At 74.9% G+C, this 21,307-nt stretch carries 17 protein-coding genes; 9 read left to right on the forward strand and 8 right to left on the reverse strand.

All coding sequences use genetic code 11. The annotated features are described in order from the left end of the window. Nucleotides 1-23: 23 nt before the first annotated feature. Nucleotides 24-1,142: a GNAT family N-acetyltransferase gene (locus tag AB0I16_RS32735; RefSeq protein WP_363253298.1), complete on the reverse strand. Its 1,119-nt coding sequence runs from the start codon at nucleotides 1,140-1,142 to the stop codon at nucleotides 24-26. Nucleotides 1,143-1,413: 271 nt separating this feature from the next. Continuing rightward, the gene (locus AB0I16_RS32740) at nucleotides 1,414-2,445 is read right to left on the reverse strand and encodes a cobalamin B12-binding domain-containing protein (protein ID WP_363253299.1); all 1,032 of its coding nucleotides are present in this window, start codon (nucleotides 2,443-2,445) and stop codon (nucleotides 1,414-1,416) included. A 155-nt stretch (nucleotides 2,446-2,600) separates the two neighbouring features. Between AB0I16_RS32740 and AB0I16_RS32745 the strand changes: the two genes are divergently transcribed. After that, nucleotides 2,601-3,209 carry a sigma-70 family RNA polymerase sigma factor gene (locus AB0I16_RS32745; protein ID WP_363253300.1) on the forward strand — a complete coding sequence of 203 codons (609 nt, stop codon included), beginning with the start codon at nucleotides 2,601-2,603 and terminating at the stop codon, nucleotides 3,207-3,209. 317 nt (nucleotides 3,210-3,526) lie between these two features. On the opposite strand, the gene AB0I16_RS32750 is transcribed toward AB0I16_RS32745, so the two are convergent. Beyond that, a complete protein-coding gene (locus AB0I16_RS32750) occupies nucleotides 3,527-4,243 on the reverse strand; it encodes an MIP family channel protein (RefSeq protein ID WP_363253314.1) in 717 nt (238 codons plus the stop codon). Nucleotides 4,244-4,650: 407 nt separating this feature from the next. Between AB0I16_RS32750 and AB0I16_RS32755 the strand changes: the two genes are divergently transcribed. From AB0I16_RS32755 to AB0I16_RS32765, 3 genes are all read left to right on the forward strand, one after another. Further along, a complete protein-coding gene (locus AB0I16_RS32755) occupies nucleotides 4,651-5,490 on the forward strand; it encodes a dienelactone hydrolase family protein (RefSeq protein ID WP_363253315.1) in 840 nt (279 codons plus the stop codon). Nucleotides 5,491-5,554: 64 nt separating this feature from the next. Continuing rightward, the gene (locus tag AB0I16_RS32760) at nucleotides 5,555-8,344 is read left to right on the forward strand and encodes a LuxR C-terminal-related transcriptional regulator (RefSeq protein ID WP_363253301.1); all 2,790 of its coding nucleotides are present in this window, start codon (nucleotides 5,555-5,557) and stop codon (nucleotides 8,342-8,344) included. 129 nt (nucleotides 8,345-8,473) lie between these two features. Next, complete coding sequence (locus AB0I16_RS32765; RefSeq protein WP_363253316.1) at nucleotides 8,474-10,051, forward strand: sigma-70 family RNA polymerase sigma factor; 1,578 nt, start codon at nucleotides 8,474-8,476, stop codon at nucleotides 10,049-10,051. A 16-nt stretch (nucleotides 10,052-10,067) separates the two neighbouring features. Here the strand turns inward: AB0I16_RS32765 and AB0I16_RS32770 are convergent, their stop codons facing one another. Next, complete coding sequence (locus AB0I16_RS32770; protein WP_363253317.1) at nucleotides 10,068-11,171, reverse strand: hypothetical protein; 1,104 nt, start codon at nucleotides 11,169-11,171, stop codon at nucleotides 10,068-10,070. Between the two features lie 201 nt (nucleotides 11,172-11,372). Between AB0I16_RS32770 and AB0I16_RS32775 the strand changes: the two genes are divergently transcribed. From AB0I16_RS32775 to AB0I16_RS32785, 3 genes are all read left to right on the forward strand, one after another. Beyond that, the gene (locus AB0I16_RS32775) at nucleotides 11,373-12,038 is read left to right on the forward strand and encodes a M23 family metallopeptidase (RefSeq protein WP_363253302.1); all 666 of its coding nucleotides are present in this window, start codon (nucleotides 11,373-11,375) and stop codon (nucleotides 12,036-12,038) included. A gap of 173 nt (nucleotides 12,039-12,211) precedes the next feature. Further along, nucleotides 12,212-12,640, forward strand: a complete 429-nt coding sequence (locus tag AB0I16_RS32780; protein WP_363253303.1) for an STAS domain-containing protein — start codon at nucleotides 12,212-12,214, stop codon at nucleotides 12,638-12,640. An 82-nt stretch (nucleotides 12,641-12,722) separates the two neighbouring features. Further along, nucleotides 12,723-13,550, forward strand: a complete 828-nt coding sequence (locus AB0I16_RS32785) for a DUF1206 domain-containing protein (RefSeq protein ID WP_363253304.1) — start codon at nucleotides 12,723-12,725, stop codon at nucleotides 13,548-13,550. A gap of 78 nt (nucleotides 13,551-13,628) precedes the next feature. Here the strand turns inward: AB0I16_RS32785 and secD are convergent, their stop codons facing one another. Together secD and AB0I16_RS32795 are read right to left on the reverse strand one after the other, a co-directional pair. Next, the gene (secD, locus tag AB0I16_RS32790) at nucleotides 13,629-16,091 is read right to left on the reverse strand and encodes a protein translocase subunit SecD (protein WP_363253305.1); all 2,463 of its coding nucleotides are present in this window, start codon (nucleotides 16,089-16,091) and stop codon (nucleotides 13,629-13,631) included. A gap of 89 nt (nucleotides 16,092-16,180) precedes the next feature. Beyond that, entirely contained in the window at nucleotides 16,181-16,552 is a 372-nt protein-coding gene (locus AB0I16_RS32795) for a hypothetical protein (protein ID WP_363253306.1), read from the reverse strand. 355 nt (nucleotides 16,553-16,907) lie between these two features. Between AB0I16_RS32795 and AB0I16_RS32800 the strand changes: the two genes are divergently transcribed. Together AB0I16_RS32800 and AB0I16_RS32805 are read left to right on the forward strand one after the other, a co-directional pair. Then, entirely contained in the window at nucleotides 16,908-17,789 is an 882-nt protein-coding gene (locus AB0I16_RS32800) for an SGNH/GDSL hydrolase family protein (protein ID WP_363253307.1), read from the forward strand. Between the two features lie 49 nt (nucleotides 17,790-17,838). Next, nucleotides 17,839-18,756 carry an endo alpha-1,4 polygalactosaminidase gene (locus AB0I16_RS32805; protein WP_363253308.1) on the forward strand — a complete coding sequence of 306 codons (918 nt, stop codon included), beginning with the start codon at nucleotides 17,839-17,841 and terminating at the stop codon, nucleotides 18,754-18,756. A gap of 12 nt (nucleotides 18,757-18,768) precedes the next feature. Here the strand turns inward: AB0I16_RS32805 and AB0I16_RS32810 are convergent, their stop codons facing one another. Further along, a complete protein-coding gene (locus AB0I16_RS32810) occupies nucleotides 18,769-20,343 on the reverse strand; it encodes a PTS ascorbate transporter subunit IIC (protein WP_363253309.1) in 1,575 nt (524 codons plus the stop codon). 68 nt (nucleotides 20,344-20,411) lie between these two features. Continuing rightward, entirely contained in the window at nucleotides 20,412-21,191 is a 780-nt protein-coding gene (locus tag AB0I16_RS32815) for a PTS sugar transporter subunit IIA (RefSeq protein WP_363253310.1), read from the reverse strand. Nucleotides 21,192-21,307: the final 116 nt, after the last annotated feature.

Raw genomic sequence — 21,307 nt, forward strand, 5'->3', positions numbered from 1 at the left:
CGTCGAAAGGGTCCGCCCGCGGCTCAGGGCGTGCGGACCGGCCGGGCATCGGGGGCCGCCGTCCCGCCGGACGTGCGCAGGCCGCCGACCGTCCTGAGGAGCCGGTCGGCCGGTTCCCGCAGCCGGGGGTGGGCGAGGACCGTGTTGCGCAGGCCCCGCACCGGTCTGCGCCACATGCGGTGCACCGCCGCCACGGGGTGGGGCCGGGTCGCGAAGCCCTCTCCGACCCGCAGCTCACGTGTCTTGAGCCAGTCCTTGTACTCCTTCTCGCCGCGCCCCATGTCCATCAGCCGCACCCCGCGCGACGCCGCGGCCTCGGCCATCCGCAGGTGCATCAGCAGGCCGGGCGAGTAGTAGCTCAGCTCGGGGTCGTACGCGGTGAACCAGGCCGCGAGGACCGTCCGCGACGCCGGGCCGAAGTGCGCGGCCACCGGGCGGTCCCCGGCGTACACCACGGAGAGCACACCGGTGAAGTGCTCCTCGCGCACCTCGAAGAGGTGGTCCACCAGGTCGACGATCCAGGGCCGCGCGAAGCGGTCCATGCGGCCCGTCCTGCGGTACTGGGCGGACTTCCAGCGCATGAGGGTGCGCAGCACCTTCGGGTCGCGCTCGTCGTAGACGAACCGCATGTCGCCGAGGTCGCGGCCCAGGCGGCGCTCCTTCTTCAGCGTCGTCCTGGCGAGCTTCGGGTACGCGCCGCGCAGCCAGCGCGCGTAGTCCCCGTCGCCGGGCCTCAGGTCGAGGACGGGTGAGGCGAACGTCCCCGTGACGTACCCGCCGAAGGGCTTCTGCTCCTCCACGAGGTGATCGAACTCGAAGACGGAGAGGCCGCAGGCCCGCAGCAGTTCCTCGGTGTCCCAGATGACGCCGGGGCGGTGCACGAGGGCCTGGCAGTCGGAGAGGCCGAGGCCGATGGCCCGGCCGACGCCGAGGGAGTTGCGCTCGTACGGCAGGAAGCCGACCGGCCTGCCGCTCTCCCGCAGGACCGCCACCAGCGAGCGGCCGCGGTGGCGGCCGACGGCCTCCGCGAACTCCGGTGCGAGGAAGGGGTTCGCGTACTCGGGTGACTCGTCCATCGCCTGGTGCCAGGCCGAACGGGTCGAGGGGCTCAGGTCGTCGGGTCTGTGGATGGTGATGCGCACCTCTGGCTCAGCCGCCCTTCCACGCGGTCCGCCCGGGGCGAGCCGTGCGCGCGGTCTCGCGGTACGGCGCGCGGGCCGTAGCTGCGGGATCGCATGGCGACCACTCCCCCGATGACGCTGCCGCGTCCTGCCTGGTCTGCGGATACCGTGCCGCCGCCGCGCGTACGCCCGTGCCACGGCCGGTGGCCGGTGGCCGGTGCGAACGGCGCGGCGGGGCTCAAAGGTCGCGAAACCGTACGCGCGTGTCAAGGGCGCCGACCGGCCAGGCGCGTCAAGTCCCTTCGTGACCGGTGGCGTCGGCCGGTCCGCCGTGCGCTTTCGCGATCTGGGCCAGCGCCTCGCGCAGGCTGGTCGGCCGCAGCGTCCCGCGGACCGCGGGCCCCGCCCAGCCGGGCCCGCCCAGCATCACCACCGGCCCGCCCCTGGCGCCCCGTACGCCCCAGCGGAGGTCGGCCAGGTGCCGGGCCAGCGGCACGCTCGCGGTGGACCGGGCCTGCGACCAGAGGAAGACCACCGGCGGGCCCGTCCTGCGGACCGCGGCGGAGACCGCCTCGACGGGTACGGCGGCGCCGAACATCCGCTGCGGCACGCCCCGTTCGCCGAGGGCGGCGCTGAGCGCCTCCAGCGGGAGCGAGTGCTGCTCGCCGGGGACGCAGGCCAGGATGAGCGGGGCCGCGGCGGACGGGGCTGCGGGGGCGGTGGCGCAGCGGTGCAGGGTGCGGGAGACGTGCCAGGACAGCAGGTGCTCGACCTCCACGTACCGGTCGCCGCCCTCCTCCCACTTGCGGCCCACCGCGTGCAGCGTCGGCATGATCACCTCGTGCCAGGCGTCGACGAGGCCGTGCCGCTCCACCGCGCCGGTCAGCAACTCCTGGACCGTGGGCGCGTCGAGACGGGTGGCGGCGCGTGCGAGGCCCTTGCGCTGCCTTATGAACATCTCTGGTGCCGAGGCCCGGGTGCGGCGTGCCCCGCGGGGCCTCGGCACCTGTGCGGACGGTGCCTCGCCGGCCAGTTTCAGCGCCGCGTGCGCGGCCTCGGCCGGCGGCACGCCCGCGGCGGTGAGCCGGCCCATCTCCTCGACCATGGCCACGTCCCGCCGCGACCAGCGGCGGTGGTGGCCGGGCTCGCGCCGGGCGGGGCCGAGGCCGTATCTGCGGTCCCAGGTCCGCAGGGTCGTCGGTGACACCCCGAGCCGCCTGGCCAGCGCGCCGGTGGTGACTCCGGCGTCCTCGGGGCCACCGCTCCCCGGACGCTCCTGTGCCTGGTCCCCACGCCCTCCGGGGCGCCCCCCTGAGTCATCCATCTGCCCACGATACGACGCATGACCGACGCAGGTTGCCGCGCGAACGCGGCTGTTCCCAAGATGACCCCGCCGCGGCCGGGACCGTGGTGCGCCTGCCCGGTTCCGACCGGAATGACGGCGGATGCCGACCGATCCGAGGAGCTGACGGAGCGTCGATGGGTACAGCGGTGTCACGGCGGCACGCCGAGGGGCCGGACACGGAGGCGGAGCTGGCGTCCGGACTGGCGCGCGGTGACGAGTCGTGCCTCGTCACGCTGTACCGCCGAGGGGGGCCGCGCGTGCACGCCCTGGCCCGGCGCGCCCTCGGCGACAGCCGTGAGGCGGAGGACGTCACGCAGCAGGTCTTCCTCGCCGCGTGGCGCGGCCAGACCGGCTACCGGCCGGAACTGGGCAGCCCCATGGCCTGGTTGACGGGGATCACGCGGCGCAAGATCGCGGACACCCTGGCGGCGCGTGCCCGCAGGGCGGCGCTCGTCGAGGGCGCGGCGGCGCGGTACACCGCCTGGCACACCGGACACGAGGAGGCGGAGGCCGCGGTCGACCGGGTCGTGCTGACGCGGGAGCTCGCGAGGCTGCCGGTACCGCAGCGTACGGTGCTGTGCCTGGCGTTCTACGAGGACCTCACCCAGCCGCAGATCGCCGAGGTGACGGGGTGGCCGCTGGGCACGGTCAAGAGCCACGCCCGGCGCGGGATGCGGCGCCTGCGCCTGCTCCTTGAGGAGCCTCACGAGCATCGGCCGCCGGCGCCCCGGCGAGCCTCGTGAGCCCCGGCCGCCGACTCCACGTCGCCGCCGCCCCCTGGGCCACACTCCGTGCGGACGTGCCGGGAAATCCGGTGCGACGCGTGTCCGTCCGGTGCATCCGCGGAGCCCCTTCCCGCGGAAGGACTTAACAGCCCGCCGTGCCGGTCACCGTCGCGCGGCGCGCGGACCGCCGGGACCCCGCGGTCCGCGCGCCTCAGCGGGGTCGGCGCCGCTGAGGCGCGGCCGCCGTCGTCCGTAGGACGGCGGCCGTGGGGCCGTGGGCGGCGTGCGCGTCACACCGCGCCGCCCACGGCCCGCTCGTTCGCAGATGCCGCCCGTCAGGCCGCGGACGCCTTGTCCGCGATGACGCGCTCCTCGCCCACGGGGTGGGTCACCTGGTGCACGAGCGCGGCGAGCGCACCGCCCACCATGGGCGCCACGATGAACAGCCAGAGCTGGGTCAGGGCGCCTCCGCCGGCGAACAGGGCGGGGCCCAGGCTGCGCGCGGGGTTGACCGACGTACCGGTCAGGGGGATGCCGACCAGGTGGATGACGGCCAGGGCGATGCCGATCGGCAGTCCGTCGAAGCCGGTGACCGCCACGCGGTGCGTCACCCCGAGGACCACGAACACCAGCAGGAACGTCAGCACCAGCTCGGCGAGGAAGGCGCCGCCGATGTTGATGCCGACGGCGGACCGGCCGCCGTAGCCGTTGCTGCCGAAGGAGCCGCTCGTCCGCAGCCCCGGCACCTGCTTGGCGAGCAGGAAGAGCAGGGCCGCGCCGACGATGCCGCCGACGAGCTGGGCGACCCAGTACGTGACGGCCGCGCGGACGTCGATGCGGCGCGCGACGAGCATGCCGAGGGTGACGGCGGGGTTCACGTGGCAGCCCGAGATCGGGCCGAGCGTGTAGGCGAGGGCCAGCAGCGTGAAACCGAAGGCCAGCGCGATGCCGAGGGTGCCGATGTACTCGACGCAGAGCACCGCCGACCCCACGGCGAAGAAGACCAGGAGCAACGTACCGAGGAACTCCGATATCACCGCTCGTTTCTCCACGACTGTCTGCACAGCTACCACCTCGCAGGCTCTGCCGGACTGTCCGGTCATCCTCCCTTCGGCCGCACCCGTCCGCCTTTCGGGCGCCCGGGGCGAAGGGGACGCGGAAGGACGGCGGGCCGCGCGCGGGGCGGCCCTCCCGGGCCCGGCCCGGCCCCTCCCCGCGCCTCGTACCTCCGCCACCCGTACACCCGAACGAGTGACGTGCGGTTGTTGAAGACCGGTGATTTCGCCGATGCGCGAGGGAGGCGACGGCCCGGACAGTGGCCGCTGCCGACAGAAGCCTTCCCCCGAAAGGAACCACCGTCGTGCAGCAGACGAGCAACACGATCCGGACCACCGCCCCCACGGCATCCCCCGGCAGCCACCGGACCCGCCACCGCCTCCTGCGTTCCGGGCTCGCCGCCCTGCTGGCCGCGGGCGGCCTGATCGCCGCCCAGACCCCCAGCGCGGGCGCCGCGGACAACCCCTACGAGCGCGGACCGGCGCCGACCGTGTCGAGCATCGAGGCCCCGCGCGGCCACTACTCCGTCTCCGAGACGCGCGTGTCGTCCCTGAGCGTCAGCGGCTTCGGCGGCGGCACCATCTACTACCCGACGTCGACCAGCGACGGCACGTTCGGCGCCATCGCGATCTCGCCCGGCTACACCGGCACCCAGTCGTCCATCTCCTGGCTGGGCCCGCGGCTCGCCTCACAGGGCTTCGTCGTCTTCACCATCGACACCCTCACCACGCTCGACCAGCCCGCGAGCCGGGGCCGCCAGCTCCTGGCCGCACTCGATTACCTGACCGAGCGCAGCACCGTACGAGGCAGGGTCGACAGCAGCAGACTCGGTGTCATGGGGCACTCCATGGGCGGTGGCGGCACCCTCGAAGCCGCCAAGAGCCGTCCCGCGCTCCAGGCGGCGATCCCGCTGACCGGCTGGAACCTCGACAAGAGCTGGCCCGAGCTGCGGACGCCCACGCTCGTCGTCGGCGCCGACGGCGACACCATCGCCCCGGTCGCCTCGCACTCGGAGCCCTTCTACGAGAGCCTGCCCGGCTCCCTCGACAAGGCGTACCTGGAGCTGAACGGCGCGAGCCACTTCACGCCGAACACCTCCGACACCACGATCGCGAAGTACAGCATCTCGTGGCTCAAGCGCTTCATCGACAACGACGTGCGCTACGAGCAGTTCCTCTGCCCGCTGCCGCGGCCGAGCCTGACCATCGAGGAGTACCGGGGCAACTGCCCGCACACCTCCTGAGGAACGCCTTCCGCTCCTGAGGAACGCCTTCCGCATCGGTTTACGCGGAAGTAACGTAACGGTCGTGGCCGGACCGACGACCGTGACGACCCCCTTCCCGGCAGCTGGCCGGAGCGCCCCCGTGCGCGCCGTCGACGCCCTGTCGAACGGCGTGCACGCGGGGCGCGGCGGTGTCCTGGTGCTCGCCGCGGCCCCCGGGCTCGGGCGCACCGCGCTGCTCGCGCACGCCGCCCGCGCCTTCCGCTCCCCCGCGGGCCGGGGCACGGTCCTGAGCACGCGGGCCGTGCCCGCCGAGAGCCTGATCCCCTACAGCGGACTGCACTCCCTGTGGTGCGCGGGGGCGCGATGTGCGGGGGCGGGCCCCGCCGCGCCGCCGGAGTCGCCGGGGGCCCTGCTCGACATGGTGCGCGGCCTGGCGGCCCGCGGCCCGCTCCTGCTCTGCGTGGACGACGTCCACCTGTGGGACGCGGCGTCCCGCGCCGCCCTCGGCTTCACCGCCCGCCGCCTGACCGGACCGCACCCCGTCGGCCTGCTCGTCTCCGTCACCGAGCGCCGTGCCGACGACCCGCACCTGGCCGAGCTGCCCGTCCTGCGCCTCGACCCGCTGGCGCCCGGCGAGGCGGGCGCGCTCTTCGACGACCTCACCGGCGGCGCGGCCGACCCCGTCGTACGGGACGAGGTGCTGCGGGCGGCGGGCGGCAACCCGGGCCTCCTCCACGGCATCGTCGCCGGACTGACCCCGCGCCAGCTCTCCGGGCGGGCCGCCCTGCCACGGCCGCTGCCCGCGCGGCCCGCACCCTCCTACGGGGGCCTGGCGCCCGAGACCGGGCAGTTGCTGCTGCTCGCCGCCGCGGCCCACGCGCCGGGGGCCGAGCGGGCAGGCGCCGACGCCGACCTCGTCCTTGCCGCCGCGGCGGGCGCGGGCCTCGACGGTGCGGCGCTCGGCCCCGCCGAGGCCGCCGGGGTCGTGCACCTCGCGGACGGCCGCGTCCGCTTCGACACCCCCGGCCTGCGCGAGACGCTCTACGCCGACGCCCCGCCCGCCCGGCGCCGGGCCGCCCACCGGCTGCTCGCCGCCGCCCTCGACGGCACCCGCACCCCGCCGCTGCTCCGCCTGCTCCACCGGGCGCTGGCGGCGACCGGCCCCGACCCCGCACTCGCCGCCGCGCTGGTGGCCACGGCCGAGGACGCGGGCACGGGCGCCGGCCACGCCGAACGCGCGGCGGCCCTGGCCGCGGCGGCCGACCTCACCGAGGCCGCGCGGGAGCGCGCGCTGCGCAGGGCATCGGCCGCCGACCACGCGCGGCTCGCGGGCAGGCCCGCCCGTGCCCGGGAGCTGCTCGCCACCGCGCGCTCCGAGTCCACCGACCCGCTGGTGCGCGGAGCCGTCGAGCTGACCCGGGGCCGGCTCGCGCTGGGCGACGGTCCCGTGGCCGATGCCCGCGAGGCGCTGCTGCTCGCGGCCGAACTGCTCCTGCCGCACGATCCCGACGCCGCCGCGGAGGCCCGGTTCTGCGCCATGGCGGCGGCGTGGGACATGGGGGACGCGAGGGCGTACCTCTCCGCGCTCGGCACTCCCCCAGCGACCGCCTCCCCGGCGACCGCGGCAGCGCGCCGGGACCGCACGGCCGTCGACCCGCAGGCCGAGGAGTACCGCGCCGCCATGCTCGTCGTCATGCGCGGGCGGCTCAGCGCGGCGAGCCGCCGGCTGCGCAACGTCGTCGACCAGGGCGAACGGGCCGACGACCCGGGGCGGCTGCTGCGGGCCGGGGTCGCCGCCCTCGTGGCCGGGGACCTCGCAGCGGCCTCTCGTATCAACGCCCGGGCGCTCGCCGCCGCACGCGCCACGGGCACCGACATCCACGTACCGCAGGCTCTTGAGCACCTGGCCTACGCCGAGCTGCGGGCCGGACGGCACGCGCGGGCGCGGGCGCACGCCGAGGAGGGGCTGCGGGCCGCGGAGGCGACCGGGCAGTGCAACGTCGCCGCCCGGCACCACGCGATCCTCGCCCTGGTGGCGTCGGTCGAGGGCGACGCCGACGCGGTCACCGCGCGGGCGGCGGCCGCCGCGAGGATCGCCGACCGGCACGGCCTCGCCCAGGCCGCGACGCTGGCCCAGTGGGCGCTGGCCCGCCACGAGCTGAGCCGCGGACGCGCGCCGGAGGCCGCCGCGCGGCTCGGCCCCGTGGTGCGGCCGGGCCCGCGGCGCGGCCACTTCGCGGTGCGGATGCTCGCCGTGCCCTGCTATGTGGAGGCCGCCGTACTCGCCGGGGAGGGCGAGCGGGCGCGCGGCTGCGTCGCGGAGTTCGCCGAATGGGCGGCCCAGGGCGCCGATCCGCAGGCCCCCGCGCAACTGGCCCGCTGCCACGCGCTGCTCGCGGGCCCCGAGGAGAGCGACGCCCTGTACGCGGTGGCGCTGGCCCGCCACGAGCTGTCGGGCGGCGACTTCGAGAACGCCCGCACCCAGCTCCTCCACGGCAAGTGGCTGCGCCGCAGGCGCCGCCCGGGCGAGGCCAGGGGCAGGCTGCGGGACGCCCTCGTCTCGTTCGAACGGTGCGGCGCGCGTGCCTGGGCCGAGCAGGCGCGGGCCGAGCTGCGCGCCACGGGCGAGGCAGGGGCGGCGGGACCGCCGGAGGGCGGTCTTTCGTGCCTGACCCCGCAGCAGCTCAGGATCGCCCGCCGGGTCGCGGAGGGTGCCACCAACCGCGAGGTGGCCAGGCACCTCTCGGTGAGTCCGCGGACCGTCGACCACCACCTGCGGAACGTCTTCGCGCTGCTCGGGGTACGCTCTCGCGTCGAACTGTCCCGGCTCGTGGCCCGGTGCGAACAGCTCTCCCCGCACGACGGACGTTAGGCCACCGGTTCCACCGGTTCCCCCGGTTTCTGTTATCCGGACGAGGGCCGTGCGTCTCCCTCGTTGCCGGAGGAGAACAGGTCTCGCAGAGAGAGTGGACACAGCGTGAGCAGCGAACGCCAGGCCGCGATGGTCGGAGCGGCACAGGACGGGAACCAGCAGGCTCAGGACACCCTGGTGGCGGAGTACCTGCCGCTGGTCTACAACATCGTCGGGCGGGCCCTGGACGGGCACGCGGACGTGGACGACGTGGTGCAGGAGACCATGATCCGGGTCCTGGGCGGTCTGGACGGCCTGCGCGACCCGGAGAGCTTCCGCAGCTGGCTCGTGGCGATCACCATGAACCAGATACGCGGCCACTGGCGGGAGCGTGCCACGGGCGCGATACCCGGCGGTGGCGGCCTCGGCGACGGGTACGACGTCGTGGACCCGGGCGCGGACTTCGTGGACCTGACCATCACCAGGCTCGGCCTGTCCGGTCAGCGCAGGGAGACCGCGGAGGCCACCCGGTGGCTGGACGAGGACGACAGGGCCCTGCTGTCGCTGTGGTGGCTGGAGGCCGCGGGAGAGCTGACCCGGGCGGAGGTCGCCGAGGCGCTCGACCTCTCCCCGCAGCACGCGGCGGTACGGGTGCAGCGCATGAAGGCGCAGCTGGAGACCAGCCGCGTGGTGGTCAGGGCCCTGGCGACCGAGCCGCGCTGTGCCGGGCTCCGGCAGACGGCCGCCGGCTGGGACGGCGTGCCGTCCGCCCTCTGGCGCAAGCGGCTGGCGCGCCATGCCCGTGACTGCCGGGTCTGCACGGACCACTGGTCGAACCTCGTGCCGGCCGAGCGGCTCCTCGTGGCGCTCGGCCTCGTGCCCGTCGGGGCCGCCCTCACCGGCGCGGTCACCCGGCCCGGTCCGGTCACGGTCGGCTCCGCCCAGGACGCGCCGCGCTCCGCCCGCGCCGCCGCCCGCCGCGCACGCGCCGAGCGGCGGCGCAGGACGGCCGGGGTGGCCGCCGCGGTCGCCGCGCTCGTCGCCGGGGGTGCGGCGGTGCACCTGCTGACGGGCCCCGACGAGGACGAGAGCGCCAAGGCCACGGCCCCCGCCCCGGCCGAGGCCGGCGTCGCGAGAACCGCGAGGAGCGCCTCGCCCTCCGCGGAGCGCTCCGCGTCGCCCTCGGCGAAGCCGTCCCCCGACAAGAGCGGGGCCAAGGACAAGAAGAAGAGCAAGGACGAGGCCGGCGACGAGGCGACGAAGAGGCCGAAGCCCTCGCCCACACCCGCCAAGGCCCGGCCGAAGCCGGAGCCGAAACCGGAGGCTCCCGCTCCCGAGGCCCCCAGCGGCGCCGCCGACCAGGTCGTCTCACTGGTCAACGCCGAGCGCGCGAAGGCGGGTTGCGGCCCCGTCCGCTCCAACTCACAGCTCGTCACGGCCGCCACCAGGCACTCCGCGGACATGGACGCGCGCGACTACTTCGACCACACGAGCCCGGACGGCACCGACCCCGGCGACCGCATCACCGCCGCCGGCTACCGGTGGAGCACGTACGGCGAGAACATCGCCCGCGGCCAGCAGACCCCGGCCTCGGTGATGGACTCCTGGATGAACAGCCCCGGCCACCGCGCCAACATCCTCAACTGCGACTTCGAGGAGCTGGGCGTCGGCATCCACCGCGCGTCCGGCGGCCCGTGGTGGACCCAGGCGTTCGGCACCTCGCGCTGAGTCCCGGCGCCGGGACTCAGCCGACGTGCTGCGAGTGGAACTGCTCCAGGCGGCGCTGCGCCAGTGACAGGGTGCCGCGCTGGCGGCCCGGCACCTGCCGGCGCAGGGCGATCATGGCGGGGCCGAGGGCGCGTACGGTCTCCGGGTCGCGCACCCGGTCCCAGAGGTGGTGCGCGCGGTCCGCGGCGGCCTCCACCTCCGGCGAGTCGGAGGTCTGTCCTGCCGCGAGGCGGGCCGCGGCCACGGCGAGCCAGGTCTCGCAGCCGCGCGCGGGGTCACCCGCGAAGCGGGCGAGGTCGGCGCGGACTTCCATCCAATGGATGACCTCGTTCGAACCGGGTCCGTGCGTGCGCAGCGCCGCCTGCTCCCACGACGCCGCGAGGGCCGCCGCCTCGCCGTGCCGGCCCGCCTGCACGGCCGCGGTGATGGCCGCGTGCGGGTCGGCGGACGGCTCGGGCGGTGCCTGCGGCAGGTGCGCGGACGGTGCCGCCGCGGGATCGACGGCGAGCAGCAGGTCCTTGGCGTCGTCGCCGAGCGACTGGGCGACGGCCTGCTGGTGGAGCTGGAGGGGCGGCGGGCGGTGTCCGCTGCGCAGGACGGTGGCGAGCGCCTTCATGTACGCGGGGTCCGCGGGCGCCCTGCGGCGGGCCGGCGGGGCGACCCGGCCGTACAGCGCGACGCCCGGGCCCAGGTCGAGCGGGTGCGCGGAAAGGGCCTCCCAGCTCTCGGCGTCGGCGTGCAGGTCGGCGACGACCGTGGTGCTGCCCGCGGGGCGCACCCGCACCTCCTGGGCGATCCAGTGCCACGGGAATCCCGTGTACCGCATGGTCGCCGGGGTGGTCCTGGCCAGCGCGAGGTGCGGCATGCGCTGGCGCTTGTCCAGGTGCACCTGTCCGATCAGGTAGACCGTCAGGGGGCCCGGCGCCATGGCAGCGGCGCGCAGCCGGGTCAGGACGGTCTGCGGTTCCAGCGGATCGGCCAGTTCCACCACGCTCGCGGTCGCGGTCCCGGCGAGCGCCGCCGGGGTCACCGCCGCGAGTACGGGCAGGACGGATGCCGCGTCGACCAGACGGCTCTTGTTCACGGGGGCCGCCGCGACGAGCAGCGCAGTACCCGGCACCGGCCCCTCCCTCTCGATCACCACGTCAGCACCGTATCCGCTGCCCGCGCCGGGCACGACAACAGGGCGATGATCCGTACGAATTGGCGGTGGTTATGGGCGGTTCGACCGTCCTGGGGGCGGCCTCCGCCGATCACCCGGGGTACGCCGGATGGCACAGTCGGCGTGCGCCCGGCGCGTTCGGCCACTGTCCTTGGTGAGATGGAGAACCACATAGACGGCCCGCTCAAGGCGGGCCCCACCACACGACGTGAGGCCCTGGGCCTCGCCGCGGGGCTCCTGGCGGGCGGCGCCCTCTCTTTGGGGGCCGCCGCAGCGCCGGGAAGCGCCGCGGAGCCCTTCGCCCCCGGGGCCGACGACGACTGCGCGCTCGGCTACGACCCGGAGTTCGAGGCGGCACTGGCCGAGGCCGACGCCCAGTTCCCCCCGACGGACGACGAGCGCGAGTCGGCACGGCGCCCGCGCCGCATCCTCCCCCTGCGGCGGCGCTACCGGGTCAGTGCCCGCTACGGCATACGCGGCGCGTGGGCGGCGGGCCACCACACCGGTATCGACCTGGCGGTTCCGACCGGCACCCCGGTGTACGCGGTCGGCGGCGGTCTTGTCGTGCTGGCCCGCTGGTCGGGTGCGTACGGCATGGCCGTCACCGTGCGGATGCCGGACGGCCACTACGCGGTCTACGCCCATCTCTCCCGCGTCTCGGTGCGGCGGGGCGCCCGCATCCGCACCGGCGCCAGGATCGGGAGCAGCGGCGCGACGGGCCGGGCCACGGGGCCGCACCTGCATCTGGAGATCCGTGTCCGGCGCGGCTACGGCTCCGACGTGAACCCCGTGAGGTACCTGGCCCGCCGCGGGGCCCGCCTCTAATCACTGTGCGTAGCCATTGAGTTGACGGGTCATCAGTTCCGCTTCTCGCTCAAAGTTACCGCCGGACAAGGGTACGAACCCTGCTGAGCGGGAACGATGGACATGGGACCTCGGTGCCGCCGCGGACCGCGACGGCGTCCGAACCGGGTCTCTCCAGGTCAGGCCGCCCATCGATGACTACTCTCCGTGAATTCCGTGAAGGAGGCAGGAAACTGCTGAACCGTGAGACGGACACTGCCGACTTCACCTTCGGCCTGCGTCACCGCGTGGTGAACGGCACCGATGTCCTTACGTTCTGGGGTGAGCTGGACGCCTGGGCCGATCAGGAGCTCAGCCCCCGTGTGACCGCCCTCCTCGACCAAGCGGGCCACCAGGTCGTGGCCGACCTCAGAAAGGTGACGTTCCTCGACGCCGGCGGCCTGCGGCTGCTGGTGCGCATCCGCAAGCGCGTGGCCGCCGACCGGGGCACCCTGTGGCTCGTCCCCGGCCGCCCCGGCAACTGGCGGGTGCTGAGGATCACCCGGCTCGACCGCGCGTTCACCATCCCCGCGAGCGCACCGTGCGTGGACGGGCGGACCGGCGCGGGGACCGGCTTCCGCTGAGGTGGCATACCTGGCGGGGGCACCGCCACGGCCGCATGAAGCGGTCGCGGCGGGGCATCCGGGAGCCATGCATCTGCCTTCGATGACAGCACGGGGAAAGGGCCACGCCCGGCGGGCGGCCAAGGGACGGACCGTCGACGCGGTGGCACGGGCCGGTTTCATCGGCCGCGGCGTGATCTACCTCCTCGTCGGGGCGCTCGCCCTGCGGATCGCCTTCTCCGACGAGGGACAGCGCCAGGCCGACCGCGGCGGCGCCGTGGCCGAGCTGGCGGACCGCCCGTTCGGGAACGTCCTGCTGTGGCTGCTCGGCCTCGCCCTGGCCGGGATGGCGCTGTGGCGGCTCTCCGAGGCCGCGTTCGGCCAGGCCGGAGCCGACGGCCACAAGGCGAGCAAGCGCGCCACGTCCGGCGCGCGGTTCCTCTTCTACTGCTTCGTGTCCTACTCCGTCCTCGCCTACGCGGCCGGCGACGAGGGAAGCGGCAGCGGATCGAGCGACAAGCAGACCAAGGACGTGACGGCGAAGATCCTCGACTGGCCGGGCGGGCAGTGGATCGTCGCCGCCGCGGGCGCCGGAGTCGTCGTGGCGGGGATCTGGATCGCCGTACGCGCCATCATGCGGAAGTTCCACAAGCGGCTGCGCCTGTCCGAGATGCCGCGCCGGGTGCGTCAGGGCGTCGACGTCCTCGGCGTCGTCGGGGGCACCGCGAGGGGCGTGGTGTTCGGCGTGGCCGGCGGGTTCGCCGTCGCCGCGGCGCTGCGGCACGAGCCGGGCGAGGCCAAGGGCATGGACAACACCCTGCGCTCGTTCACCCAGACCGGCGCGGGCCCCTGGCTGCTCGCGCTCATCGCGGTCGGCCTCGTCGCCTTCGGCCTCTTCTCCTGGGCGAACGCCCGCTGGCGCAAGGTCTGACAGCCCGCGTCACGACCCCGGACGAACGGAAGAGGGCGGTGGCCCGGGACGGACCCCGGGCCACCGTCGGCGGTCCGCTCAGACGACCGCTCCCGTCCCCCGCTCCTTCCCGCGCCGCGCCTCCAACGGGCTGTACGCGCCGGAACTCCTGCCGGGCCTGGCGGGCGGCGGCTCGGCGGGGCTGCGCTCTTCGAGGGCCACGGCGATCGGCACGGCCGTGAAGACCGTCGACGCCATGCCGACCACGACGCCGGTGATCAGCGCCAGGGAGAAGTCGGCCAGCGAGTCGCCGCCGAGCACGGCGAGCGCGGCGAGGATGAACAGCGCGCCCATGCCGGTGTTCACCGTCCGCGGCAGGGTCCGCACGACCGCGCGGTTGGCGAGGGACGCCAGACCGGCGCGCGGATCGCGGTGCCGTGCCTCGCGTACGCGGTCGAAGACGACCACCGTGTCGTTGACCGAGTAGCCGATCACGGTGAGCACCGCGGCGAGGAAGACGCTGTCCACCGGCTTGCCGAGCCAGGCGAAGAGGCCCACCACCAGCAGCACGTCGTGGACCATCGCCGACACGGCCGCCGCCGCGAAGGTCCAGCGGAAGCGCACGCTCAGGTAGAGCAACTGGGCGCCGACGGCGATGGCGAGGGCGATGAGCGCCTTCTGCCGCAGCTCGTCGCCGAGGCTCGGGCCGATCAGCTCGTCGCGCTCGACCGTGACCGTGCCGCCCTGCTCCCCCAGCGCCGCCTTGACGCGCGCCTGCTCGTCGTCGGTGAGCTTCTCCGTGCGTACGGTGATGTCGCCCTCGCCCGACTCCTGCACCACGGCGCGCGGGAAGCCCGCGTCGGACACGGCGTCGCGGGCCGCGTCCGCGTCCAGGGGCTTGCTCGTGCTGTACTCCACGAGACGGCCGCCGGTGAACTCCACGCCGAAGTCGAGGCCGCGCAGCACGATGCCCGCCACGGCCACCACGACGAGCAGTGCGCTCGCGCCGAGCCAGCGGCGGCGGTGGCGCACCAGGTCGGGATCGCGCCGGGCCAGCCAGGCGCGCACCCGGCCGGTGGTGGTGATGCCGGTCAGGGCGGGCCGCCTGCGGACGAACTCCCGGCCGACGGCGAAGTCGGCGAAGCACCGGGTGATGACGAGGGCGGTGACCATCGAGGCCAGCACGCCGACGCACAGGGTGACGCCGAAGCCCTTGACCGGCCCCGTTGCGAAGAAGAACAGCAGCCCCGCGGCGAGCAGCGTCGTCACGTTCGAGTCGATGACCGCGCTCCACGCCTTGGCGAAGCCGGTGCGCACGGGCTTCGCCAGATCCGGTGACCTGACCGCGAGGTACTCCTCCCTTGCCCGTTCGAAGACGAGGACGTTGGCGTCGACGGCCATGCCGATGGCGAGGACGAACCCGGCGAGCCCCGGCAGGGTGAGCGTCGCGCCGAGCGCCACCAGGGCGGCGTAGGAGATCAGCCCGTACAGCGCGAGGGCGAGGGCGGCGAGCGCGCCGAGCAGCCGGTAGACGACGGTGATGAACAGCGCGGTCAGGGCGATGCCGATGAGGGCGGCCTGGGTGCTCGCGGCGATGGCCTCGGCGCCGAGGGTGGCGCCGACCGTGCGCTGCTCGACGACGTCGACGGGGACCGGCAGGGCGCCGCCCTTGACGAGCGCCGCGAGGTCGCGGGCCTCGGCCTGGTCGAAGCCGCCGGTGATCTGGGTGGAGCCGCCGGTGATGCCGGTCTTGCAGACCACGTCAGGATTGACGCTCGGCGCCGAGATGATCTTGTCGTCGAGCGTGATGGCGACGCGCCGCTCGGGTGCGCCCTGCGGCGCGCAGGCCGCCTCGCCGGTGACGCGCGCCCAGGCGTCGCCCGCTCCCGAGCGGAAGTCGAGCGAGACGGTCCAGCCAGCGAGCGACTGCTGGTCGAGGACCGCCTCGGCGTCCTTCACGCCGTCCCCGGAGAGCACGGCGGGGCCGAGCACGAGGCGGCTGCCGGGCCGGTCCGGATCGGGCAGCGCGCGCGCTCCGCCGGGGGCGGCCTTCTTCCCGGTGGTCTCGCCCGTCACCGGATGGACGGAGAGCTGGGCCGTGCGGCCGATGACCTCGGCGGCCTTGCGCGGGTCCTGGACGCCGGGCAGTTCGACGATGATGCGCTTCTCGCCGGAGCGGGCGAGGCCGGGTTCGGCGACGCCGAGGGCGTCGACGCGCTGACGCAGCACCTCCAGGGCGCGGTCGGTGGACCGGGCGTCGGCCTTGACCTTCGGCGCGTCCTTGGTCTCCAGGACGATCTGGGTGCCGCCCCGCAGGTCGAGCCCGAGGCGGGCGCTCTGGGTCAGGGCGACGTAGAGGGAGAGGGCGACGACGGCCAGCGCGACGACCGCCCGCCACAGGGGCGCCCGCGATGTGCGGGTGCGGGACTTGGGAGTACGGGATTCGGGGGTACGGGACGTGGGCCTGCCGGAGCCGGATGTGCGCGGTCGGCGCGGTCGGCGCGGTCGGCGCGGTGGGCGCGGTCGGTCTTCGGGCGCACGGGGATCGGGCGCAGGGGACATGGGTTCTCCACGATGAGGGCAGGACGGAGGGACGCGTGACCGTGCGGCGCGAGAGGCGCCGGGTCAGGCGTCGGAGCGGGTCTGCGTGCTCATCGGTGGGGCGGGCCCCGCGGGGCGGCGGCCTCGATCGTCCGGTGCGACGACACCCGCGAGACGGGGCGGGCGTCCGTCCCGGACGGCGGGAGGGGCGGCACCACGTCGGGGGACGTGCGGGGGGAGCCCTGCGGCTGCGGCCCCGGGATGTGGGCGTCGAGGCGGTGGGCGACGGTGACGCGGAGCGCCGGGACGTCCTCGGCGCCGGCCTGCTCGCCGGCGTGCGCCGCCACCGTGTGGTGGGTGAGCCGCCCGTCGCCCGGAGCTCCGTACGCCGTCGCGGCGGACGGCACGAACAGGGCGAGGACGGTGACGAGCAGGGAGAGCCCGGACGCGGCGAGGCGTGCGGAACGGCGCTGCTGCGGCACGCGGCCCCCCGTCCTCGATGTCCGCACCGCCGGGCGGTGCTCCACGGGCACGCACGGCGCGGCCCCGCCCTGCCCAACGTACGGAACGCTCTCAGGGGTTCCGCACCAAGGTACCCACCTCTGACCGGTGCGGGGGCCAGGGCCCTGCCGTGCGGGGCGCGGGCATCGCGCCCCGCACGGCGGACGGCGCGCGGCGGCGGCGGTGGACCCCGCCGACGCTAGTCACCCGTATGCCAAAACACCCCGTCCGGACGCGCATCTCCAGGCGTAGCAGGCAGTTGAAGACGTGCACTAGCTTGCCCGAGCCCCGTGCACCCCCACTGCTCGCCGCCCCCACGTCCGGAGGAGATCGCTCATGCGGATGCCCGCACAGCAGCGCGCCGTCGCCGCCCTCGCCGCCGTCACCGGAATCGCCGCCCTCGGCCTCGGCGCGGGCCCCGCCGCCGCCGACAGCGCCGAGCCGCTGCGGTACGTCGCCCTCGGCGACAGCTACAGCGCCGGATCGGGCGTCCTGCCCCTGGACCCGCAGGCGCCGCTCCTGTGCGCCCGCACCTCGAAGAACTACCCGCACCTCCTCGCCGCCTCGACCGGCGCGACGCTCAAGGACGTGACCTGCGGCGGTGCGCAGACCAAGCACTTCACCACCGCCCAGTACCCGGGCGTGGCCCCGCAGTTCGACGCGCTGAGGAGCGACACGCAGCTCGTCACCCTCACCATCGGCGGCAACGACAACAGCACGTTCATCAACGCGATCCTGTCCTGCGGCAGCGCCGGCATCCTCACGGGCGGCAAGGGCAACCCCTGCGAGGACAAGTACGGCAGCAAGTTCAAGGACCAGATCGACGCGAACACCTATCCCGCGCTCAAGGCCTCGCTCAACCAGATCAAGGCCAAGTCCCCCAAGGCCGAGGTCGCGATCCTCGGCTATCCGTGGATCACCCCGGCCAAGGCCGTCCCCGGCTGCTTCGCCAAGATGCCGATCGCCGAGGGCGACGTGCCCTACCTGCGCGACCTCCAGGCGCATCTGAACGGCGCCGCCCGGCGGGCGGCGGCCGAGACCGGCACGACGTTCGTCGACCTGGCCGCGGCCTCCGACGCGCACGACGCCTGCCGGCCCGCGGGAGAGCGGTGGATCGAGCCGGTGCTCTTCGGCACCAACTTCGTCCCCGTGCACCCGAACGCGGCGGGCGAGGCGGGCATGGCCGAGGAGGCGGCAAAAGCCCTGAACCTGACCTGACCGGACACCCCGTGCACGGCGCGCCGGAAGGGGCTGAGATCCTGGTGCGGTGACCTGGATCATGTGGCCCACCCGGAGGAACCGCGGCGACCGGCCCGGGAGGGACCGCGCCTCGCGGACCCTCCGCGCCGGCGTCGGCGGCGTGTTGCTCCTCGCCCTCCTCAGCTCCCTCGCCGCCTGCTCGTCCGGCGGCTCCGACGAGGCGGGACCCGGCAGGTCCGCGACCGGGCGATCGGGGGACGGCGTCCGGCGGCCCGCCGCCGACGCCGCCTTCGACTACCAGCTGGGCGGGGCCTACGCGCCCCCGGCGAAGACACGGGCCGTCTCCCGCGACCGGTCGGCGGACCCCGCCCCCGGCGTCTACAACATCTGCTACGTCAACGCCTTCCAGTCCCAGCCCGGCACCAAGGCCGCCCGCTGGTGGCAGCGCGAGCACCCCGACCTCCTCCTGCGCGACGACGAGGGGGACCCGGTCGTCGACGAGGACTGGCGGGAGCCCCTGCTCGACATCTCCACCGGGAAGAAGCGCGCCGCCCTCGCCGAGATCGTCGGCAAGTGGATCGACGGCTGCGCCGAGTCAGGCTTCGACGCCGTGGAGCCCGACAACCTCGACTCCTACGAACGCTCCGACGGCCTGCTCACCCCCGGCCACGCGGCGGCCTTCGCGCGCCTCCTCGCCGAGCGGGCCCACCGCTCGGGCCTGGCCATCGCCCAGAAGAACACCACGGACCTGCTCGACGAGCGCCGCCGCATCGGCTTCGACTTCGCCGTGACCGAGGAGTGCGCCCGCTACCAGGAGTGCCCCGACTTCGCGGCGGCGTACGACGGGAAGGTCTTCGACGTCGAGTACGTGAAGAAGGACTTCACGACCGCCTGCCGTTCCTGGGGCGAGCAGCTCTCCGTCACCTTGCGCGACCGCGACGTCCTGCCCGCGGGCGAGGAAGGCCACGTGTACGAGCACTGCTGAGCCTGCCCCCCGTCAGGCCTGCCCCTCCGGGGGCGGGGGCGGCTTCGGTGCCCCGCGCGGGGGCGCGATCCTCGCGTACGCCACCGGGGTGCCGGCCGCGGAGGCGCTCGCGGCGGCCCGGGCGGGCGCACCGTCCGGCGGCAGCAGCGCGTCGCGGTGGGCGCCGGGGTCCCAGCCGGTCTCCACGACCCGCTTCTGGAAGACGACCGCGCCGAGCAGGACGGCGGCGCCGATCAGCAGCATCAGGACGACGCCGCCGGTCTCGCCCGCCTTGGCCGCGTAGCCGATGAGCGTGCCGAACCAGCCGAAGTCGGCGTCCCCGAAGGTGGTGTTCTCCTCGCCGAAGGCGCCGAGGACCTTCAGGAGCAGCGCGGGCAGGAAGGTGATGAGGACGCCGTTGACGAAGGCTCCGGCAGCCGCGCCGCGCCGGCCGCCGGTGGCGTTGCCGTAGACGCCCGCCGCGCCGCCGGTGAAGAAGTGCGGGACCAGGCCCGGCAGGACGAGGGCGAGCCCGAGGGCGGGGTGGAAGACCCAGGCGAGCAGGCCGAGGCCGACGAGGCCGCCGATGAAGCTGGAGACGAAGCCGACGAGGACGGCGTTCTGGGCGTAGGGGAAGACGATCGGCGCGTCGAGCGAGGGCACCGCTCCCGGCACCAGCTTCCGCGCGATGCCCTGGAAGGCCGGTACCAGCTCGCCGAGGATCGTGCGGACGCCGAAGAGGATCACGGCGACCGCGATGCCGAACTGCAGGCCCTGCATCACGGACCGCATGACGTAGTCGCCGACGCCGCTCGCGCCCGCCCCGCCGTCGCCGAAGGCCCTGAAGGCGGTTGCCTCGCCGGCCTTGCCGAGGAAGACGAGCGACATGACGAGGTGGATCAGGACCATGGACAGGGCGGTCGCCACCATCGAGTCGCGCAGGAAGCGCAGCCCCTCGGGGAGGTTCATCTCCTCGGTGCTGCGGCTGCGGCGGCCCACCAGTCGGCCCGTGGCGCCGGACGCGATGTAACCGACCGTGCCGAAGTGGCCGATGGCGACGCTGTCGTTGCCGGTGACGCGCTTGGTCCACGGGTGGGCGAAGGCGGGCATCGCCACCAGGAGGATGCCGAGCAGGACGCCGCCGACGACGACCACGGCCCAGGAGGGCTGACCCGCGCCGGCGAGGACCATCGTCAGGAGCGTCGCCATGAAGAGCATGTGATGGCCGGTCAGGAAGACGTAGCGCAGGGGTGTGAAGCGGGCGAGGAGCAGGCTGACGGCGAAGCCGAGGATCATCAGCCAGGCGACGCGGGCGCCGTACCGCTCCTGGGCGATGCCGACGATGGCCTCGTTGGTGGGGATCACCCCGTGGGCCCCGGTGGCGCCCTGGATCATCTCGCCGAGCGGGGCGAGGGCGCCGACGACGAGCGTGGCGCCCGCCCCGATCAGCAGGAAGCCGAGGGTCGCCTTGATGGCGCCGCCGACGACCTGGCCCGCGGGCTTCCTCAGCGCGAGCAGTCCCGCGGCGGTGATGAGGCCGATGAGGTAGGCGGGTTGGCTGAGGATCTCGTTGACGAGGAACTCGGCGGCCGACACGGGCCAGTCCATGGGGTTCTCCTTCCGCGGCCGGCCGCTGTGGCCGGTAGGTGCCTCCGGGCCGGCACGGTCCGGTCCGGTCAGACGTCGTAGGTGTCGCGCAGGACGCGGTCGGCCTCGGCCGCGCTGGTGAAGTCCTCGACGACCTTCACCGGGACGCCCACGTCCCCGAGGGTCCGGGCGATCTCCCGCGAGGTGAGGATGGCGACGGCTTCGCCGGCCTTGCCCTTGGCCGAGATGGTGTCCGTCGCCTCCACGGTGACGTGTCCGCTCCAGCCCCAGCGGTCCAGGACGCCTTCGAGGGTCTGCTTGAGGAAGAGGCTGGTGCCGACCCCGTTGCCGCACACGGTCAGGATCGTGTGGTGGTCACCGCCGCCGTGGGCCGCCTCCTTCCCCGGCGGCGCGGGCTCGGGGCCGCCGGACAGCAGCGCGTGCACGGCCCGCGGGGTGGGCGCCTCGCGCAGGGCGCGCGCCGTGCCGGGGTCGGCGAACAGCCGGGCCAGGGCTCCCATGGCCGCGGTGTGCTCGGCGGCGTCCCGCGCGGCGAGGCCGACGACCAGCTCGACGGGGTCGTGGGCCTCGTGCCCGAACTCCACGGGCTCCGCGAGCCGCACCCAGGACATGCCGGTGCGCAGGACGGCGGGCGACGGTCGCGCGTGCGCGAGGGCGAGGCCGGGCGCGATGACGATGTAGGGCCCGTTGCGCTCCACGTTGTCGATCATCTCGGCGGTGTACGTGTCCGTGGCGGCGCCCGTCGCGACCATCAGGTCACCGGCGCGCCCCACGGCCTCGCGCCAGTCGGCCGCGGGGGCGTCGAGGAGGACGGCTGCCACGGGGAGGAGTTCACTCAGCGCTGCCATGGACATGATTGTCACCGACCGGCGTGGACCACCCCATACGGGGTCGCGGCTCAGCACACCGCACGGACGCCCGGACCCGCCACGCGCCTTGGCCGGACGTGCCGCGCGAATGCCCG

This window comes from Streptomyces sp. NPDC050703, assembly GCF_040654435.1.
In the GTDB taxonomy this organism is placed as follows: Bacteria; Actinomycetota; Actinomycetes; order Streptomycetales; family Streptomycetaceae; genus Streptomyces.

Coding starts and splice junctions, on each gene's coding strand:
- AB0I16_RS32740 (WP_363253299.1), bottom strand. CDS start 2,445: ATGGATGACTCAGGGGGGCGCCCCGGAGGGCGTGGGGACCAGGCACAG.
- AB0I16_RS32745 (WP_363253300.1), top strand. CDS start 2,601: ATGGGTACAGCGGTGTCACGGCGGCACGCCGAGGGGCCGGACACGGAG.
- AB0I16_RS32765 (WP_363253316.1), top strand. CDS start 8,474: ATGGTCGGAGCGGCACAGGACGGGAACCAGCAGGCTCAGGACACCCTG.
- AB0I16_RS32775 (WP_363253302.1), top strand. CDS start 11,373: ATGGAGAACCACATAGACGGCCCGCTCAAGGCGGGCCCCACCACACGA.
- AB0I16_RS32780 (WP_363253303.1), top strand. CDS start 12,212: ATGACTACTCTCCGTGAATTCCGTGAAGGAGGCAGGAAACTGCTGAAC.
- AB0I16_RS32785 (WP_363253304.1), top strand. CDS start 12,723: ATGACAGCACGGGGAAAGGGCCACGCCCGGCGGGCGGCCAAGGGACGG.
- secD (WP_363253305.1), bottom strand. CDS start 16,091: ATGTCCCCTGCGCCCGATCCCCGTGCGCCCGAAGACCGACCGCGCCCA.
- AB0I16_RS32800 (WP_363253307.1), top strand. CDS start 16,908: ATGCGGATGCCCGCACAGCAGCGCGCCGTCGCCGCCCTCGCCGCCGTC.
- AB0I16_RS32810 (WP_363253309.1), bottom strand. CDS start 20,343: ATGGACTGGCCCGTGTCGGCCGCCGAGTTCCTCGTCAACGAGATCCTC.
- AB0I16_RS32815 (WP_363253310.1), bottom strand. CDS start 21,191: ATGGCAGCGCTGAGTGAACTCCTCCCCGTGGCAGCCGTCCTCCTCGAC.